The following is a 19,439-nucleotide window of genomic DNA, read 5'->3' on the forward strand; positions in this document are numbered from 1 at the left end:
CATGAGTGCAGCCGGAGGCGCCGAGGCGCCCGCCTTCTACGTCACGACGGCCATCGCGTACCCGAACGGTGTGCCGCATATGGGCCACGCGTACGAGTACATCTCCACCGACGCGATCGCCCGCTTCAAGCGACTCGACGGTTACGACGTGTTCTTCATGACCGGCACCGACGAGCACGGTCAGAAGATGCAGCAGACCGCCGTCACCGAAGGCATCCCGGTGCAGGAGCTCGCGGCCCGCAATTCCGACGTCTTCGAGTCGATGGACAAGGCGCTCGACATCTCGTTCGACCGCTTCATCCGCACCACCGATGACGACCACATGGCCGCGAGCGTCGCCATCTGGGAACGGATGCTCGCCAATGGCGACATCTACCTCGACAACTACTCGGGTTGGTACTCGGTGCGCGACGAGGCCTTCTACAACGAGGACGAGACCACCCTCCTCGCCGACGGCACCCGCGAGTCCACCGAGACCAAGACCCCGGTCACCTGGACCGAGGAGTCGAACTACTTCTTCAAGCTCTCGCAGTACCAGGACAAGCTGCTCGCCCTCTACGAGGAGCGCCCCGAGTTCATCGCGCCCTCGACCCGGCGCAACGAGATCGTCAGCTACGTCAAGGCCGGTCTGAAGGATCTGTCGATCTCGCGCACCACCTTCGACTGGGGCGTTCCGGTCCCCGGCGAGCCCGACCACGTGATGTACGTGTGGGTCGACGCGCTCACCAATTACCTGACGGGCGTCGGCTTTCCGAACACCGACTCCGCCGCGTTCGAGAAGTTCTGGCCGGCGAACCTGCACATCATCGGCAAGGACATCACCCGCTTCCACACGGTGTACTGGCCCGCGTTCCTGATGTCGGCCGGGATCGCGCTGCCGGACCGGGTGTTCGTGCACGGGTTCCTGTACAACAAGGGCGAGAAGATGTCGAAGTCGACGGGCAATGTCGTCGACCCGCTCTCGCTGGTGTCCACCTACGGCCTCGACCAGGTGCGTTTCTTCCTGCTGCGCGAGATCTCCTACGGCCAGGACGGCAGCTACAGCAACGACGCCATCGCGGGCCGGATCAACAGCGACCTGGCCAACGAGTTCGGCAACCTGGTCCAGCGCAGCCTGACCATGGTCAACAAGAACTGCGACGCCAAGTCCCCCACGCCCGGCGAGTTCACCGACGAAGACCGTGCGCTGCTCGACCGCGCGAATGGGCTGCTCGCCAAGTGCCGCGCCGAGTTCGACGTCCAGCAGATGCACCTCGCCCTGGAAGCCATCTGGCTCACCCTCGGCGAAACCAACCGCTACTTCTCCGCCAATGCCCCCTGGGCACTGCGCAAGTCGGGCACCGAAGAAGACCTGGCCCGCATGGCGACGGTCCTCTACGTCACCCTCGAGGTGGTCCGCATCGTCGCCATCCTGGTCCAGCCGGTGATGCCCGGCTCCGCGGCCAAGATCCTGGACCTGCTCGCCCAGGAAGGCCGCACCTTCGCCGATATCGCCACGCCCCTGGCCCCGGGTCTCGACCTGCCCGCGCCGGAACCGGTCTTCCCGCGCTACATCGAGCCCAAGGAATAGTCGAACGAGCTGTGGCGCACGGCCTTTCGCCGTGCGCCACCTAGAGCCCGGGCCTTATTTCCAGGCGGCCAGCAGGTTGGTCGCTTCGGCGCCCAGCGCGGCCTGCAGGAACGGGCCGAAGCTGATACGGGCTACGCCGAGTTCGGCGAAGTAGTCCTTGGCCGGTGCGCCCGGCTGGCCGATCGCGTTGACCGGCAACGGCAGATCGGTGGTGAGCCTGCGCAGGTCGGCGTCGGCGTGCTTGCCCACGGGATAGAGAACGTCGGCGCCCGCTTCGGCGGCCAGAGTCAGCCGGGCGATGGCGCGGTCGAGGCGGTCGGCCTCGTCGCCGTCTTGACGCAGGAACAGGTCGGTGCGGGCGTTGACCACGACATGCACGCCCGCCGCGTCGGCGGCTTCGCGCAGACCACGGACCAGGTCGGCGTGTTCGACGGGCGATCGCAGGCGCTTGCCTTCGCTGTGGACCGTGTCCTCGATATTGAGGCCGACGGCGCCCGCGGCGAGCAGGCCGTCGATGAGCTGCAGCGGTTCGAGTCCGTAGCCGGATTCGATGTCGACCGAGACCGGGAGCTCGACGGATCCGGTGACCTGGGTGACGCGGGCGAGGAGCTCATCGAAGCTCATGCCCTCGCCGTCGGCGCGCCCGATCGAGTCGGCGACCGGATGGCTGCCCATGGTCAATCCCGAAAAACCAGCGGCTACAGCGACATTCGCCGACCACGCGTCCCACACCGTCGGCAGCACCACCGGATTTCCCGGACGGTGCAGTTCGAGCAGAGTCTTCGCCTTGGCATCCAGAGAAGTCATACCCGCGATGATGCCCCAGGCATCCGACAAGAGCTAGACGCAGCCGGATTTGGGCGGGCAGTTCAGCTGGACATCGAGCACGCGCGCACCGGGGCCCTCCGCGCCGAGTCGGTCGTGCTCGTTGACGAGCTTGCACGAGCCGAGCGAGAGACAGCCACAGCCGATGCAGCCGGTCAGGTTGTCGCGTAGGCGCACCAGCTGGGTGATGCGATCGTCGAGATCTTCGCGCCACGTGGTCGACAGGGTCTCCCAGTCGCGACGGGTGGGCGTGCGTCCCTCGGGGAGACGATCCAGTGCCGAACGGATCTCGCTGAGCGGGATCCCCACCCGCTGCGAGATGCGAATGAAGGCGACCCGACGCAATGTCTCGCGAGAATATCGACGTTGATTGCCACTGGTTCGACGGCTCGATATGAGACCTTCGCGTTCGTAGAAGTGCAACGCGGACACTGCAACTCCACTACGATCGGAAAGCTGCCCGGGGGTCAGCTCCTTCGTTTGCCAATCGGCCATCGTCATCTATAGCTCCTCCCACTACCACCTAAACAATACTTCAGGTATTCGTGTCGTGTACGAAAAATGGGCGGAACACGTGTCAGAGGCGAGCACACCGTGGCCGAACCCAGCGCGTTGCGGCTCGCAGACACGCCGTCCTCGCATTACGGTTTGCCAATGGGAACCGCCCCCGACTCGCGCCTGACCGTCACCTCCGAGGTCGGCCAGCTACGGACGGTGCTGCTGCACCGCCCCGGCGCAGAACTACGCCGCCTCACCCCGAGCAACAACGACCAGCTGCTTTTCGACGGAATCCCCTGGGTCGAACGCGCACAAGCCGAACACGACGCCTTCGCCACCGTACTGCGCGACCGCGGCGTAGAAGTGCTGTTGTTGGCAGATCTGCTGACCGAAACCCTCAGCGCCAGTGGAGCAGCCAGGATCCAGGGCATCTCGGCGGCGGTCCACGCCCGCAGGCTCGGCCACGGCCTGGCCGACCAGCTCGCCGCCGAACTGCGCAAATTCGACGCCTCCGCGCTCGCCGACATCCTGATGGCCGGGATGACCTTCGACGAGCTGCCGTTCGGCCCCGACGCCGCGTCGCTGGTGCGGCGCATGCACCACGGCAGCGACTTCGTCATCGATCCGCTGCCGAATCTGCTGTTCACCCGCGACTCCTCGTTCTGGATCGGCCCGAAGGTCGCGATCACCTCGCTGGCGCTGCCCGCCCGCAGCCGCGAGACCTCCATCACCGATCTCGTCTACGCGTTCCATCCGCGCTTCCTCGGCGTGCGACGGGCCTACGAATCGCATACCGCGCCGATCGAGGGCGGCGATGTGCTGCTGCTCGCCAAAGGCGTTGTCGCCGTGGGCGTCGGCGAGAGGACCACGCCCGCGGGCGCGGAAGCGTTGGCGCGCAGCCTGTTCGACGACGATCTCGCGCACACCGTCCTGGTGGTGCCGATCGCGCAGAATCGGGCGACCATGCATCTGGACACCGTCTGCACCATGGTCGACACCGACGCGGTGGTGATGTACCCCGGCGTGCGGAAATCGCTGGAGGCGTTCACGATCCGCCGCGAGGACGGCTTCTCCGGACGCGGTGACCTCGAACGCATCAGCATCAGCGGACCCGAACCCTTCCTGCCCGCCGCCGCCAAGGCGATGGGCATCCCGAAGCTGCGCGTGATCGACACCGGCCGCGATGGACCCGACGCCGAACGCGAACAGTGGGACGACGGCAACAACACCCTCGCCCTCGAGCCAGGGGTGGTCGTGGCCTACGAACGCAACGAGATGACCAACTCGCGCCTGACCGAGGCGGGTATCGAGGTCGTCACCATCAGCGGCTCGGAGTTGGGCTCCGGCCGCGGCGGCCCCCGCTGCATGTCCTGCCCGCTGTCCCGAGACGAGGTGTGAGCACCGTGTTCCACGTCGAGCTGTCCACTGATTCCACCCAGCCGCCCTACGAGCAGTTACGCACGGCCGTGATCGACCAGGTCCGCGCGGGCACGCTCACCGCGGGCACCAAGATTCCCACGGTCCGCGCGCTGGCCGCCGACCTCGGCATCGCCCCCAACACCGTCGCCCGCGCCTACCGTGAGCTGGAAGCCGACGGCGTCCTCGAAACCCGTGGCCGCCAGGGCTCTTTCATCGCCTCCTCCGGCGACCCGACCCGCGACATAGCCAGCCGCGCCGCCGTCGACTATGTCACGACCACCCGACGACTCGGCCTGGACGACGCAGACGCCCTAGATCTCGTCCATCGAGTACTGAACACCTGAACGACGCCCGAACATGGGTAACTCACCGGGCACGGGCTGACTCCGCGACCTGATCCCGCCGGTCGCGTCCACACTGGACAACAACCTGAGTCCGGCCTGAATACCCGGAGAGGCGGAGGCGCCCTACCGCCAGCTCGGCAGCCAGAGGTGGTCCTGCCAGTTCTGCGGCGTGATCGCTTGACCTGTGAGGATCGGCCACAGCCAGACGAAGTTGGCGATCACCAAGCCCAGATAGATGCTCACGATCAGCAAGCCGAGGGCGTAGCGCTCGTTCACCGGGGCGGGCAGATAGGTGCCCGTGGGACTACGCGGTAGCCCCGCGGGCCGCGCCGATCCGAGGATGTCACCGAGCGCCAGCGCCATCCCCATCACCAGGAACGGTGCGAGCACCACCGCGTAGAAGAAGTACATCTGCCGGTCCAGCGTCAGGAACCACGGCACCAGCCCGGCGCCGTAGCCCACCAGCACCGCCGCGTAGCGCCAGTCGCGGCGCACGATCGAACGCCACGCCATCCAGCCGATCAGGGGCAGCGCCAGCCACCACAGCGCGGGCGTGCCGACGGCCATCACGGCCTTCACACACTGCGCTTCGCCGCAACCGGTGACCGTGCCGTCGGCGTAGTAGTAGAGCATCGGGCGCAGGCCCATGGGCCAGGTCCACGGCTTGGATTCCCACGGATGGTGGTTGCCCGCCGAATTGGTGAGGCTGGAATGGAAGTCGAGGGTCTCGCCCTGGTAGTACCAGAGCGAGCGCAGCGCGTCGGGCAGGAACGCGAACGGGCCGCCGCTGCCGACCTGATTGCCCACCGCGTACCGGAACACTCCGTTCTCGCTGGCGAACCACGCCCAGTACGAGGACAGATAGACCACCAGCGGAATCACCACCAGCGCGTACAGCGCGGGCCCCACGTCGCGGATCATCGTGCCGAGCCACGGCCTGCGCACCCCGTACGCGCGGCGGGCGCTCACGTCGAAGGCCACGCTCAGCAGGCCGAAGAACATGATGTAGTAGATGCCCGACCATTTGGTGCCGCACGCCAGCCCGAGCAACACTCCCGCGCCGAACCGCCACCAGCGCACGCCGAGTCGCGGGCCCCAATCCGAGACGCCGACCCGGCCTGCCAGATCCGCGCGAGCCATGCGCTCGCGGACTTCGTCGCGGTCGACTATCAGACAGCCGAAAGCTGCGGTGACCAGCAACGACATGAAGATGTCGAGCATGCCGATACGGGAGGAGACGAAGGTCAGCCCCTCGGCGATGAGCAGCACTCCCGCGAACGCGCCGATCAACGTGGACCGTGCCATCCGGCGCACGATCCGCACTACGAGCAGCACCAGGATCGTGCCCGCCAGCGCCGCGGTGCCGCGCCAGCCCCACGCGTTGTAGCCGAAGATCGCCTCGCTGATGGCGATGAACTGTTTGCCGACGGGTGGGTGTACCACCAGGCCGTAGGCGGGGTTGTCCTCCACACCGCCGCCGGTGACCATCTGCCAGGCCTGTGGGGCGTAGTGCTTCTCGTCGAAGACGGGGGTGCGCGCATCGGTCGGATAGTTCAGGTTGGCGAACCTGGTCAGCGCGGCGATGAAGGTGAGCACCGCGGTGACCAGCCAGCCACGCGCGGTGTCGAGCGGGCCGAAATCGGCGGCCGGGCGCAGCGGCGCGGGACTCACCAACGCCGACACCGGACGCGACGGGGGCATCGCGCGCTCATCGGTCACCGGGATCACGCCCCGATCGTAGGCGGTACGCCCACCGAAGTCCGACCCGACACTGCGCCCCCTCGTTTCCCCACCTACGCGCGCACAGGGCCCGCGCGCTCGCCTGACAGAATGGATCGGGCGCCATCTGCTCATCGCACGCACCGCTCGCCGTACTGATCGCCTGCGGCCCCAAAATACCGGAGAGGCGGGACAACACTGTGTTGGTCTTAGCGGCAACCCCCATGGGCGATATCGGCGACGCGTCGCAGCGACTGCGCGACGCGCTCGGTTCGGCCGACGTGGTCGCCGCCGAGGACACCCGCCGCACGAAATCACTCGCGAAGTCGCTCGGCGTCGAGATCACCGGCCGCGTCGTGAGCTTCTACGACCATGTGGAAACCGCCCGCATCCCCGCCCTGCTCGACGATATCGCGAGCGGCCTGACAGTCCTGCTGGTGACCGACGCGGGCATGCCGTCGGTGAGCGACCCCGGCTACCGCCTGGTCGCCGCCGCCGTCGAACGCGATCTGCCGGTCACCTGCCTACCCGGCCCCTCCGCGGTCACCACCGCGTTGGCCCTGTCCGGTCTGCCGGTGGAACGCTTCTGTTTCGACGGCTTCGCCCCGCGTAAGGGCGGTCAGCGCCGAGAGTGGCTGCGCACCTTGGCCTCCGAACAACGGGCCATCGTCTTCTTCGAAGCCCCGCACCGCCTCGCCGAGTGCATGACCGACGCGGTCACCGTCCTCGGCCCCGACCGCCGTGCCGCCATCTGCCGCGAACTCACCAAGACCTATGAGGAAGTCGTGCGCGGCACCCTCGGTGAACTGGCCGCCTGGGCCGCCGACGGGGCCCGCGGCGAGATCACCGTGGTTCTCGAAGGCTCCCAACCGGTTTCGGCCGAACCCGCCGAATTGGTCGACGAGGTCGAGACATTGGTGGCCGGTGGAATGCGGCTCAAGGACGCCTGCGCCGAAGTCTCGGCGGGCCGAGGCGCCTCCCGTCGCGAGCTCTACGACGCCGTCCTGGCCGCCCGGTCCGCCGAAGCCTGACCACGCCGCCGGGGCCTCAGCGCCCCAGCACCGCGAGCATCCCCGCGACCGCGCGCGGCCAGCCGAACTGTTCGGCACGGGAGCGGGCGGCTAGGCGGCGGCCGGAGGTCGGCATGGCCAGGACGTCGGTGACGGCTCGGGCGAAAGCCCGGGGTCGGTCCGCGGCGATGGCTCCGCATTCGGCGGTGACGATGTCGGCGAGCGCGGAGGAACGGCTGGCCACTACCGGGGTGCCCGCGGCCAATGCTTCCAGGGCCGCGAGGCCGAAGGTTTCGTGCGGGCCGGGCGCCAAGGAAACATCCGCGGTGGCAAGGAGTTTCGCCACCATCGCGCGCTCGTTGATGAAGCCGGTGAAGTGGACCGCCGGTTCACCACCGGGGAGGGCCGGCAGGGTGCGGGCGCGGCGTTCGAGTGATTCGCGGCGAGGACCGTCACCCGCGACGACCAGCCGGGCGGGTACCCCGGCCCGGTGCAGGGCGCCGACCGCCTCGATGCTGCGGTCCACGCGCTTCTCCACCGACAGTCGTCCGCAGTGCACCAGCATCGGATGTCCGTCGACCCCGAGAGCGGCACGCAGGCCGAGGTCACGGCGGCGTGGACTGAACAGGTCGAGGTCGACGCCGAGCGGCACCAGTTCCACGTTCGGCGCACCGATCCGCAGGAACTCCTCGCGCGCGAAATCAGTGGTACACACGACCATGTCGTATTCGGCGGCCGTGCGCCGATTGGCCACATCGGCGCAGCAGCGCGCGGCGGGCCCTGGCAGGAACTGGCCGAGCAGCCGGTCGAGGCGCTCGTGCGAGATCATCACGCTCGCTACCCCACGACGCCCCGCCCACCGACCGAATCCACGCAGCGTGAGCCGGTCCGACACCTCGAGTACATCCGGCGACAACCCGGACAGCACATCGGCCACCCGTCGCGGGTCAGCCGCCCGATAACCACCGGTCCACGGAATCCCCAATGCGGGCAAGGTAATTCGCAGCGCGCCCGTGGGCAGCACCTCTTCCGAACGACGCGACCCCGGCACGATCAGCACCACCTCGTGCCCCGCTGCCACATATCCCTCACCAAGGTGGTGCAGGGCAGTGCGCAACCCACCCGATCGCGGGCCATAGAAATTGGCTAGCTGCACGATGCGCACCCGCCGATCGTCGCGCCGCGCGGGTTACCTACGGCTCCCGCCCGAGGAACGGGAGGTGAACAGCGTCGAAAGATGCGGCTCAGTGGTCGTCGGGCGAACCGTCACCGGCTGACCACACCCGCAGCAGCCCGTGCCCCACACCCATGGCAACCAATTCGGCCCGCGCCGTCATCCAATCCCCGTTGGCGAACCGCAGCCGCAGCGACAGCTGCCTGGCGGTGCCGGGGGCGCGGGCCAGGTCGTGGCAGGCGGTCCGCAGCACGGCGAGATCGTCGAGGTCGATGGTGGGGCGCTCCACCAGCCAGCGATCCAGCGGCGGCAGCGGTGGACCGGCCCATTCGTAGATCAGCGCGCTGGTCAACTCGATGATGCCGACGCCGACGCCGCTGCACTGCGAGACGGCGCGCAGCATGGCCGCGTCGGGATCGGCGGCGGGCCGTGCCGTGTCGAGCTCTGGAATCGCGTGCATCAGCGCGCTGATCCGGCGGTGTGCGGGCACCGCCCTGGTGATCATCTGGAAGTGGCGGACCTCGTCGTCGTCGCCGACCATGTCGACCTCGCCCTGCCACTGTCCACCGTCGTCGAGCTGCGCGACCATCGTGAAGTAATCGATGCGCCCGTCGAAGCGCGCCATCCGACCGAACGCTTCGGGCGGGGTGCGGATCACCCGCACCTGCTCGGGATCCCTGGCGAAGACGAGTTCCTCCAAACCCGGGCCGTGATGGGCGAGTTCGGTGTCGGCGTCCCAATCCCACGCGGCGACCCGCCGCGGTGGCGGGATCGGGGCATCGGCGGCCCCGGCCCACAGTCGCACCCCGTGGACGCCGCCGAAAGCGCACTGAACCGGCTCGGTCACGACCACCGTGTCCGCCTCGACCACGTGTCGAGGTCCTGCGCCCGCCTGGCAATGCCGCACCGCCTCCTCCGCGATCCCTGCTCGGGACGGGCCGAGAACGCGACGCAGCGAGCCGAGCCCGGACCAATGCCTCGGGTGCACGCCCGCGGCAACCACCGTCGGTTCACCACCGGGAACGAGGGTCTCCACCAGAAGCCAATCGTCGGTCGGCATCGCCGCGATTCAGCTCGACGCCACGCCGCGGCCAGCCCGCGGCAGGTCGAGGTCGAGCGGGATACGGCCCTCACGCAGGTGCGATTCCACTTCCTCGCCCGGCATCGGGCGGGCGATGAGGAACCCCTGCGCGCGGTAACAGCCGAGGCCGACCAGCGTTCTGGCCGCCATCGGCGTCTCCACACCCTCGCCGACCACGCCGAGGCCGAACGACCCGGCCAATCCGATGATCGACTTCACGATCGCCAAATCATCGTCGCTGTCACCGAGGCGCTGCACGAAACCGCGATCGATTTTCACGGCGTCGACGGGCAGCGCCTTGAGGTGCGAGAGCGAGCTGTAGCCGGTACCGAAATCGTCGATGGCGATCTGTACGCCCATTCGTTTGAGGCCGCGCAGGGTGAGCCGGGTTCGCACCAGATCCTGCACAACGACGTGTTCGGTGATTTCCAGGCAGACCGAGCTGCCATCGATGCCGTACAGGCGAAGAATGTCCTCGATGCGCTCGACGAAATCGGCGCTGACCAGCTGGACCGGCGACACATTGATCCGGATCACCACGTTGGCGGCAAGCCCACGGCGGCGCCAATCGGCAAATTGCGAACAGGCCGAACGGATCACCCACCGGCCGAGCTCGCCCGCCAGGTTGGTGGCCTCGGCCACGGCCACGAACGCACCCGGTGGCAACAGCCCTCGGGTCGGATGCTGCCAGCGCACCAGCGCTTCCAGTGCCACGATCCGTCCGGTGCGCAGGTCGACCTCGGGCTGATAGTGCAGCACCATCGATCCGTCGGACACCGCGCTGCGCAGGTTGACCTCGACGTCGTCCTGTAACTCGAACTGGACCCGCATGGCATCGGTGAACACCGCGATGCCGTTGCCACCGCCGGATTTCGCCGAGAGCAACGCGTGGTCGGCACGACGCAACACGTCCGACACCGTCGTCTCACCGGGCACACCGAGTGCGACGCCGACGCTGACCCCGCGGCTCACCGACTCCTGCCCGACCGAGACCCGGCGTCCGACCAGCTCCTGGATCCTGTTCGCTTCCAGTTCGGCGGCCACCGCGTCCATAGTCTTGGCAGGCACGATGACGAACTCGTCACCGCCGAGGCGCGCGATCATGTCCTCTGGCGCGAAGTTCTTGCGCAATCGGGCCGCGAGCGTGCGAATGAAATTGTCGCCGGCGTTGTGCCCGAGGAAGTCGTTGAGTGCTTTGAGTCGATCGAGATCGAGGAAGAAGGTCGCGACCGGACCTTGGTTGCCCGGCGCGAGCCGTTCCTCCATGTGCTCGAGCAACGCGCGCCGATTCGCCAGGCCGGTGAGATCGTCGTGTGAGGCGATGTAACGCAGCCGGTCCTCGGCTTCCACCCTGGCCTGTAACTGCGCGAACAAGGCGGCGATGGCCTTGAGCACATTGACCTCACGGGTGGTCCACGCACGGTCTCCGCGCCGGACGAAGCCGAGCGCGCCAGTGGACACCCCACGGGAGACCAGGGGAACGCACGCGGTCACCATCGAGGGCATACCGGTGCTCTGCCGGATCATTTCCTGGTAGTCGGGGTACTCGTCACCACGGCTGACGAGGATTGGTTCGACGGCGTTCTCGCTGGCCAGAAACAGCGAATCGGCCTCGGCGAACTCGATGACGCGTAGCGGGTCAGGCTCGGGCACGTACGGTCGGCGCGGCCACTCGGCGATCAGCACCGTCTGGCGCAGCTCGCGAACGGTGTGGCGCAGGTAGGCGAACTCCACGTCGAAGTAGTCAACCAGGCTCGCGAGAACGCGTTCACTGGCTGCGACCATGGTCGTGGCGTCGACACCCATCAACTCCGAGGCGACCTGCGTCACCAACGAGTCGAGGTTTCGCCGAGGCACCGTTTCTCCGATCGTGCTATCTGTCAGTTCCCTGGACCGAGTACCGGGAGCCTGGCGCTCCGTACTGTCGGCGCGGGCGCATAGCTCAGTCGTAATACTGCCGTGACCGTCTCGTGCCCGGGAATTCCCATCAGTGCGGAGAACCGTTTGTTGATCGAGGCCAGTGTATCTGTGAATCCTGCCGATACGTTGCGCAAATCGTTGTCGTCACGGGCGTAGAGGAAAACCGGCGACATCGGCTGCACCGCGAGGCCCAGCTTCTGCGCGGCAATCCATACGCGCTCCACGGCAGAACCGCCGCGCACATAGTCGGTCAGATCGGCGGCGATTCCGGCCGGGCAGGTGATCGCGATCAGCGCGGACCCGGACGAAATGCGCTGGTGCGCGTAGTCACCCAGTGCCACACCACCGGACCAATCCCGCAGGTAGGCCATCACATCGGCGCGTGCGCCGATATCCAACTTGGCCTGCTCGTCGGCAGCCAGCTCCATGGTTCGCAGATCGAGGCCCGTACGTAAATCGTCGGCGGGCCAGCGCAATTCACCGAACATCTCCGCGTGTAATCGGGGCGTCAGGTAGCGGACGCGGTCGGATTCGGCGAGCAGTTCCGCGACCTCGCCGAGCGCCGCGCGATCGACGAGCCCGTGCACGATCGAACCTTCGGCTGCAGCCGAAACAGACAGTGCGTCAAGCACTTCCGGATCCAAAGGGCGACCGTCGCCGAGGTGCCGATTGGTGGCGCGCGTGAGCATCCCCGGGTAATCGGCGGCCAATTCTGGGTCAGCGCGCGCACCGAGCCGCAGGAGAGCGGAGACCGGAGCCGTACCACCGAGCACGATCTCATGCGTTCCCAGCAAACCCTGAGCTGCGGCGGCTACGCGGGCGTTGTAAAGGGCGGCACCGAGAGCTACCGCACTGCCCCGGAATCCGATATCCATCCCGGAAGTGCGTGCCGGGTCGACAGCGAGGTGCACGACGGAGCCGTCGACATGCACCGCCCACGGTTGCGCATTCCCGCCCGACGGTGCGCGCTCGATGCTGTGCAGAATGCGCGCGATCGGCGTATGCGGCTCATCGGACTCGACGAGCGGTGCGTCGGCGGTGAATATCCGGTCACCGCGATCGGGTTCGCAGAGTCCGTCGAGCTCCCGCTCCAAGTCGATGCGAATTCGACCGGACGGCAGCGCCTGGTCGAGGCCGATCCGGCGCACCGCGGTGGCGATGATCGCCGCGCCGAGCCCGACATCGCTGCCGAGCTGGGGCCAGGTGGTCACCGTCTCGTCGATTTCGGTGAGGCTGGCGGCTAGTCGTGCCGAGAGCTGATTCGGATCGAGAATCCGCATCACATGCGGGGCCTTGTCCCTGTTCGATAATCCGCGCAGGTCGGACTCCATCGTCTCGCCGAGCAGACCGTGGAAGGGCGGCCGATCAGGTTCGAGATCGAATCGCTCGACATCGAACAGACCTCGGTCGTTGGTCTCCATCAGCACCGGAATGCGGTGGCGCCTCGCCGCCTCGCGCGCGGCGAGCTTCACGTCGAGGGAATCGCACACCTCGACCACCACCGACAGGCCGGTCAAAAATTCGTCTATCGAGGACTCGTCGACGCCCGCCGGAAAGATCTCGACAGGCAGGTATGGATCGAGTTCGGCGATCCTGCGCCCGGTGACCACGCACTTGTTGAGCCCGATGTCGAACAGACCACCGGGAATGCGATTCAGATTCGACAGTTCGACGGTGTCGAAGTCGGCGATCCGCAGCAGTCCACAGGTGCCCTCCAGCGCGATGACGTAGGCGATCTCGTGCCCCGCGCTCTGTCCGATGACGCCGACCGCCTGCCCGCGAAGCTCTCGCTGCTCGACGATCGTCACCTTGTTCCGGTTACGGTCCTGCCGAATCGCGCGAAACGCGGGAGCGCCGACGATGGCGACCAGCGAGGACCGCCACGGGTAGTACACCCAGCGATCATCTGCCGGATCCGCCTCGGGTGCGGCTTTGAGCCGGGCCAGCTCCGATCGCATCGCGGGACGCAGATCGATAACCGCGACTCCGGGGAATTCCCGTATGCGGGCCAACTCGGCCGCGTCGGCAGGGACAGCGTCATCGAGCACCAACGGTCGAAAGATGTCGGCAGGCACGAGATCTCGAATCATGAGCGTCGCGCTTCGAGTAGCTGCGCACGTTCGGCATCGATCAGCTCCAGCTGTGCCGGCGTCGCCGCCGAGAGATCGGACAGGTCCCACCACACCGGCACGGTGGTGTACCGCTCGTCCGGGTAGGACACTGCGGGAATGCCGGGATCGGGTCGCGCTCCACTCGATCGATAGGAATCGAGCTGGTGCAGGGGGCTCACACCGAAGCCGTACCGCACGTCGAGCAACCAGGTGACGTGCACGACGCCGCGGGCCACCAACGCGCCGAGTTCCGGCCTGCGCGGGACCGACCGCGTGGACCACCCACCCTTGGATTCCACGACCCCGCTCGGCACCTTGGCTTCGACAGACGCACGCAAGGCGGCCTCGCCTGGAGTACCGAGCCACGGGCGGAATCCGGGGATGTCATCGGCGCTCGCGTGTGGCCCATGAGCGCGCAATCCGGCCACCACCGAGCCGTCGGGGTCGATCGCGGCAAGGAATACCGTTGTCGAACTGCCGTCGGCGAGCGATTCGACGTCGAGCGCGTCCTGAACTCCGTAGTGCCGGTAACCATTCAGCGCACCCTCGAGGTACTGATTCCACAGCGCCGGATCTTCCCGAGGGGAACAGATGCGGACATGACATCCAGAACTGCTGTCGAGGTACCGCAACCCGCCCGCATTCGCACCAACCACCCGGTCATCCGAGCCGGTGTGAGCCGACACCCTCATACAACTCCGTACCTACACCCACGTCGGCTTAGTCCGACCAGCCAAAGATTTCCTACGCAGTATCCGTCATTACGAAGGAATCCACCATACGAGTGGCTAATTTTCCGGAAACCTTCTGAGCCAGTTGAAATAATCCCAGGTCAGAACGGGTGAATGTGCGAAAGGTGAACGAGTCAAGACCGATCGGTTCGAATTCGGCTAACTTTCAGCTATCGACAGTGATCGACACGAACAGTTCCACCGTGTCGGGGCCGTGCCACACTTCGATCTCCTCGCGGTAGGCGCGGGAGATCTCGGCCGACGCCGTCGCGTCGTCGACCTGGGCCCACACGTCTTCCACCGGGTCGTGATAGTCACCGTTGGGCGCGAAACGGGCGTAGATGCCCTTGGGAACGCGCAGCATGAGATCGCCCACCGGCACGTCGGCCGGAGTCGCGTATTCGCGCGCGACCAGCGCGTTCCAATTTCCCGCCGGATCGGGGACGTAGACCGTGTGCAGCGGTTCGCCGGCGCCGGGCCGGTCGCGCAGTCGGTCCTTGAGGAACTCGATCAGATCGCTGTTGCTCACTTTGAAGCTCGGATGCACCCGGGGTACGGCCAGGCCGCCGTACAGCGCCGCGCCACGGACCACGATCGAATAGGTCATCGCGGGTCGACCGCCAGGTACAGGTCGATCTTGTAGGCGTGCGGGTAGCACTCGAAATCGCCGGTGAAGGTGCGCTTGATCTGGTTGTGCTCCTCGGCGTAGGCGATCTGGGTCCACAGATCCGTCATCACCTGCGGGAAATTACCGACCGAGGAGAAGCGCGCGTACGCGCCGCGCGGCAGCCGAGCCGCCAGATGTCCACGAGTCACCTGGTCGAGTGATTCACACTGATAACCCACGATCTGGGTGTTGTAGGTGCTCAACTCGCCGGTGTAATCGGTGTAGGCGCTGGCCAGTGGCCCGCCGAGATCCTGATGCAAGACCGCCGACCATGCCGCTTCGAGGTCACGGTCGCGCAGCTCACCGAGTGCGCGTTTGGGACTGCGAACCGGAAGACCGGCCACCCAGGTCTCGTCCCGCTCGACGATTTCGAACTGCAATTGATGACTCTCTCGAAGGGTCCTGCTCGGGTTGCGCAATGCTATCAAACCCCACCCTAACCATATCTGAGCTGGACAAATGTCCACCACCGCCGAATGGACGCCTGGCGCTATTGTTCGATTCATCTCCATGCCCTAAGCTCCCGCGCTCGTGTGGGTACGCGCGGCGCTGGAACCGCGAAAACAAGTCGTGGGTTGGGCCGGTGTCGTCATCGCGGCCGTGCTGGTCGGATATCTCGCTGTGCTGCTGGGGGATTCGCGGCACTTCTACACCGACGACACCGAGGCGCAATACGTGCCGATGTGGCAGTTGCTCGGTACCGAATTGCGGGCGGGCAGATTCCCGGCGATGGTGCCGTGGGAATGGATGGCGGGCAATTACAGCCTCGAAGAGGCCGGACTCTACAACCCCGCGCAGTTGCTGGTGTACGTGCTGGCGCCCTCCTTCGACAATCTCGCGCTGTACGCGACCACCGTGAAATTCGTGTTCTCGGCGATCGCCGCGCTCGGCGTCTTTCGCATCTGCCTGGCCTACGGCGCCCGCGCACCATGGGCCGCGGTCGCCGGAGTGGCGTTTCCGTTCAGCGGCTGGTTCCTGTTCTTCGACGAAGCCAGCTGGTTCACCTCGCAGACCGGCACCGCCTGGCTGGTGCACGCGTGGGCCTCCGCGGTGCTCTACGCCCGAGGGCGGACCGGACCGATTCCGCTGTTCGTGTTCCTGTACCTCGCGCTGACCATCCAATACGCCTTTCCCGCAGTCGAATCCGGGCTGATGATCGCGACGGTCGCCGCGGGCGAGTACCTGCACCAGCGTCGGTGGGCGCCGGTATTGCGCCTGCTCACCGCGTCCGGCCTCGCGGTGCTCGCGTCGATGATCGCGAATCTGCCGATCCTGCTGTCCTCGCAGGCCACCTGGCGCGGTGACGTCTCCACCATCCACAACGACCCGTTCCTGACCGTGCCGTGGTCGGAATCGCTCAATGCCAGCCTGCCGAGCACCGTGCCCGCGTTCACCGCGTGGTGGGGGCATGTGCAGCCGCTACCGATGGTCTACATCGCGTGGTTCGTGATTCCCGCGCTCGCGTTCATCGACTGGAAGGCCGCCGCGCGCGCCGCCGCGTCCTGGAGCGGGATCGCGCTGTTCGCGGTGGCGACCCTGATGTGGACGGCCGGGCCGGGCGCGATCGGTCCATTGCGGTGGCCGGCGCGGGTGTTGCCGATGCTCGCGATCGCGTTGCTGGTGCTGGTGTGTGTGCTGATCAGTCGCTACGGGGATTTCTCGTCGTCGCGGCGGCGTTACGCGGCGGCGGGCGCGCTGATCGCGTTGCTGTTCATCCGATCGTTCTCCGCCGCACCGAAACTCGTCGAACGGCATGCCCTCGCGGTGTTCGTGGTGCTCGGTCTCGGGGCCGCAGTGGTGTGGTTGGCCCGCACGCGCGGGATCGCCGCCGCGGCGGCGTTGACGATTGTCGCGACGTTCCCGATCGCCTTCGTCCAGGTGGCGTCCGCGCCGCGGACCCCGATGTCGTACGGATTCCCCGAGCAGCGCTCGGACATGACCGCCGCGTTCCCCGATTTCGGCGGGCGCACACTGCAATTGGCGGACCGGATCATGGTGCGCGACGAAGAGCGAACGCTCGCAGGCACTTACGGCTCCATCGCACTGGGCAGCTACGCCAAGAACCTGGGGCTGCAATACGTGAACGGGTACACCCCCGTGGGGCACGCGGCCTTCGCCGGCTTGCTGTGCATGGCATGGGACGGCGGCACCTGCCCCGACGCGTACAAGCGGGTCTTCGCTGTCGAACCGTCGACTGACACACCGATCGTCGATTTGATGCGGCTGGATCGCATCGTCCTGCAGCGCAGTCAGTATCCGAACGCGGGAAACGACCCGGTCCCCGCGGGCTGGAAGTTCGTCCACTACCCCGGTCACGAACACCAGATCTGGGTACTGGAACGACTGAACCCACTACCGTCCCCCGGCGACCTGATCGCCCATGAATCCGGCGTCCACGCCAGCGTGATGCCCGAAGCCGGCCTCACCAACCGCGCCACCGTCTCGTCCGGGACCGGCGGCCGAATCGTGTTGTCCCGCCTGGCCTGGCCCGGCTACACAGCCACCCTCGGCAACAGCGAAATCCCCATCCGAGCCGTCGCGGGAACCTTCGTCGCGGTGGACATTCCCCCCGGTACCCGCAACGCGACCCTCACCGTCACCTGGCGCCCACCCGGCCTGTCCATCAGCCTCACCACCGCCCTGCTGGCCCTGATCGGCATCGCGACCCTGCAGTGGTTTTTCCGCCGCACCCGCCGGCACAACCCACCCGAAACCCCCGAACCCCACCCCTCGAGCAATCCCCCGACCCCCCAACTGGTCACCGTGTTACCCCCCCCACCGAACCCATCCCCCACTCAGCCCACCCCAGCCGATCCCTGTCTTCAACAACCCACCCCCAGCACTCCCGCCCCCTAGGAACCCACCCCATCACTCCCGCCCCCCTAGGAACCCACCCACCGCACTCCCGACCCCTAGGGAGGGACGGCCACGAAGTGGCCGGTCCGCGGCCGGGTCGCCGGTCAGGCGCCGGTGCGTAGGCGACGAAGGAGCAAGCACCGGTGCCTGACCGGCGGCCCCTCAGGGCCGCGGACACGCGCGCGCCAGCGCGCCAANCCGGTCAGGCGCCGGTGCGTAGGCGACGAAGGAGCAAGCACCGGTGCCTGACCGGCGGCCCCTCAGGGCCGCGGACACGCGCGCGCCAGCGCGCCAAAAACACAGCGTCAAACCGTCCGGGACTACTTCTCACCCGATAGCGGCAGCCAAATGCGGCCAAGCCTCATGCAAGTCAGCCTGGAACTGCCCCCACGTATGCGACCCGCTCGGCCGATGCACATGCACAGCCGGAATCCCCAACTGCCCCAACCGCCCCGCGAAAGCAGCCGTGCACGCCCCCGCGAGGGCCTCGATCGGCGGCATCGGCAAACCCCGGTCCTGCGCACCCGGAACCCCCGTCGCCGCGGACAGGAAAACAGCCTTCCCCGCGAGCCGCCCCGCGTTGGCGAAGACGTCGTGCTCCTGCCACCCCGGCCCACCGGGCAGCCCCCACATATTCCCCGGATTCCCACCGCCACGCACCGCCTGCGCGCTGGCCATCGCGATCCCCATCGGATCCGACGCCCACGGGCAACCACTCAGCGCCGCCACCGCGGAAAACCGCGAACCACTCCGAATCGCGAGATCCAGGGCCGAGGACGCGCTCATCGACACACCGGCGATGGCATTGCGCCCACTCGTCTCGAGCGCGCCGTCGATCACCCCGGGTAACTCCTGCGTCAGATAGGTCTCCCACCGCACCCGGCCCACCCCGGGATCATCGGAGATCCAATCGGTGTACAGCGTGTACGCGCCGCCGACCGGCATCACCACATTCACGAACTTGTCGGCGAAGAAGGTGCGTACGTCGGTGTTGTCCCACCACGAGATCCCGTCCGCCCCACCACCGGCCCCGGTGAGCAGATACAACGTCGGCGCCCCTGCCCCCGCCGCCTTGATCACCTTGTTCTGGATGACCCGCCCCATCGCGGGCGAGTACACATCGATCTGCGCGGACCTGCCACCCAGCGGCGCCTCGCCCGCCACATAGGCCCCCGGATCAGCCGATGCCTTCGCGCCCCCGAGAGCGGCAACAATCGCGCACACCACAGCAAGCCACGTTCTCGATGCAGTCACCTCATCGGTATACCCCGCATTTCGGGCGCCACTCCGGGAACACACCGGCGCGCCGTAGGTCGAAATCGGGCAGTGACCAGGCTCACCATCCCGCCCGAGATTAGCTTCGATATCCCCGGGACCTGCGACTTTCGATCCATTCGCGCTGACGCGAATCCGGAAAACCAGGTGATTTGTGTCGTACCCGCCCGGAATACTGACCGGCGCCCGATGAGTTGGACCGACGGAATCCGTCTTCTCTCTTGTGGTGCCGGGACGTC

The 19,439-nt window shown here is 67.1% G+C and carries 16 protein-coding genes; 5 read left to right on the forward strand and 11 right to left on the reverse strand.

All coding sequences use genetic code 11. The features are described 5' to 3' along the window. Position 1: 1 nt before the first annotated feature. Entirely contained in the window at positions 2–1,570 is a 1,569-nt protein-coding gene (gene metG / locus ASD42_RS11635; protein WP_056813886.1) for a methionine--tRNA ligase, read from the forward strand. A 54-nt stretch (positions 1,571–1,624) separates the two neighbouring features. Here metG and ASD42_RS11640 read toward each other — a convergent pair whose 3' ends face one another. Together ASD42_RS11640 and soxR are read right to left on the reverse strand one after the other, a co-directional pair. Beyond that, positions 1,625–2,377 carry an isocitrate lyase/PEP mutase family protein gene (locus ASD42_RS11640; protein ID WP_056813889.1) on the reverse strand — a complete coding sequence of 251 codons (753 nt, stop codon included), beginning with the start codon at positions 2,375–2,377 and terminating at the stop codon, positions 1,625–1,627. 33 nt (positions 2,378–2,410) lie between these two features. After that, the gene (gene soxR, locus ASD42_RS11645) at positions 2,411–2,896 is read right to left on the reverse strand and encodes a redox-sensitive transcriptional activator SoxR (RefSeq protein ID WP_056813892.1); all 486 of its coding nucleotides are present in this window, start codon (positions 2,894–2,896) and stop codon (positions 2,411–2,413) included. A 153-nt stretch (positions 2,897–3,049) separates the two neighbouring features. Here soxR and arcA point away from each other — a divergent pair, with 153 nt between their 5' ends. Continuing rightward, the gene (arcA, locus tag ASD42_RS11650; RefSeq protein WP_056813893.1) at positions 3,050–4,291 is read left to right on the forward strand and encodes an arginine deiminase; all 1,242 of its coding nucleotides are present in this window, start codon (positions 3,050–3,052) and stop codon (positions 4,289–4,291) included. Then, positions 4,288–4,656 (forward strand): GntR family transcriptional regulator, encoded by a 369-nt coding sequence (locus ASD42_RS11655; RefSeq protein ID WP_435830361.1) that lies wholly within the window; start codon positions 4,288–4,290, stop codon positions 4,654–4,656. Before arcA ends, ASD42_RS11655 begins: the two co-directional genes overlap by 4 nt. A 123-nt stretch (positions 4,657–4,779) precedes the next feature. On the opposite strand, the gene ASD42_RS11660 is transcribed toward ASD42_RS11655, so the two are convergent. Further along, positions 4,780–6,384, reverse strand: a complete 1,605-nt coding sequence (locus ASD42_RS11660; protein WP_235569382.1) for a dolichyl-phosphate-mannose--protein mannosyltransferase — start codon at positions 6,382–6,384, stop codon at positions 4,780–4,782. 191 nt (positions 6,385–6,575) lie between these two features. Here ASD42_RS11660 and rsmI point away from each other — a divergent pair, with 191 nt between their 5' ends. Beyond that, positions 6,576–7,406: a 16S rRNA (cytidine(1402)-2'-O)-methyltransferase gene (gene rsmI, locus ASD42_RS11665; protein ID WP_268793516.1), complete on the forward strand. Its 831-nt coding sequence runs from the start codon at positions 6,576–6,578 to the stop codon at positions 7,404–7,406. A 16-nt stretch (positions 7,407–7,422) separates the two neighbouring features. On the opposite strand, the gene ASD42_RS11670 is transcribed toward rsmI, so the two are convergent. The 7 genes from ASD42_RS11670 to ASD42_RS11700 form a co-directional block, all read right to left on the reverse strand. Continuing rightward, entirely contained in the window at positions 7,423–8,550 is a 1,128-nt protein-coding gene (locus ASD42_RS11670; RefSeq protein ID WP_056813899.1) for a glycosyltransferase, read from the reverse strand. Between the two features lie 79 nt (positions 8,551–8,629). After that, positions 8,630–9,619, reverse strand: a complete 990-nt coding sequence (locus ASD42_RS11675) for a GAF domain-containing protein (protein WP_056813902.1) — start codon at positions 9,617–9,619, stop codon at positions 8,630–8,632. A gap of 9 nt (positions 9,620–9,628) precedes the next feature. Next, entirely contained in the window at positions 9,629–11,446 is a 1,818-nt protein-coding gene (locus ASD42_RS11680; protein ID WP_056816113.1) for a putative bifunctional diguanylate cyclase/phosphodiesterase, read from the reverse strand. A gap of 74 nt (positions 11,447–11,520) precedes the next feature. After that, positions 11,521–13,650, reverse strand: a complete 2,130-nt coding sequence (locus ASD42_RS11685; protein ID WP_056813905.1) for an Rv1355c family protein — start codon at positions 13,648–13,650, stop codon at positions 11,521–11,523. Beyond that, positions 13,647–14,327, reverse strand: coding sequence for a hypothetical protein (locus ASD42_RS11690; protein WP_156677428.1), 681 nt, complete (start codon positions 14,325–14,327; stop codon positions 13,647–13,649). The genes ASD42_RS11685 and ASD42_RS11690 overlap by 4 nt, the downstream gene beginning before the upstream one ends. Before the next feature lie 241 nt (positions 14,328–14,568). Further along, positions 14,569–15,009 (reverse strand): hypothetical protein, encoded by a 441-nt coding sequence (locus ASD42_RS11695; protein WP_056813908.1) that lies wholly within the window; start codon positions 15,007–15,009, stop codon positions 14,569–14,571. Next, on the reverse strand, positions 15,006–15,449 hold the full coding sequence (locus ASD42_RS11700) for a GyrI-like domain-containing protein (protein WP_056813911.1): 444 nt from the start codon (positions 15,447–15,449) through the stop codon (positions 15,006–15,008). Before ASD42_RS11700 ends, ASD42_RS11695 begins: the two co-directional genes overlap by 4 nt. A gap of 190 nt (positions 15,450–15,639) precedes the next feature. On the opposite strand from ASD42_RS11700, the gene ASD42_RS11705 reads away from it, so the two are divergent. Then, positions 15,640–17,925, forward strand: a complete 2,286-nt coding sequence (locus ASD42_RS11705; protein WP_235569383.1) for a hypothetical protein — start codon at positions 15,640–15,642, stop codon at positions 17,923–17,925. A 327-nt stretch (positions 17,926–18,252) separates the two neighbouring features. Here the strand turns inward: ASD42_RS11705 and ASD42_RS11710 are convergent, their stop codons facing one another. Further along, complete coding sequence (locus ASD42_RS11710) at positions 18,253–19,179, reverse strand: alpha/beta hydrolase (RefSeq protein WP_235569384.1); 927 nt, start codon at positions 19,177–19,179, stop codon at positions 18,253–18,255. Positions 19,180–19,439: the final 260 nt, after the last annotated feature.

The organism is Nocardia sp. Root136 (assembly GCF_001427185.1).
Lineage (GTDB): Bacteria > Actinomycetota > Actinomycetes > Mycobacteriales > Mycobacteriaceae > Nocardia > Nocardia salmonicida.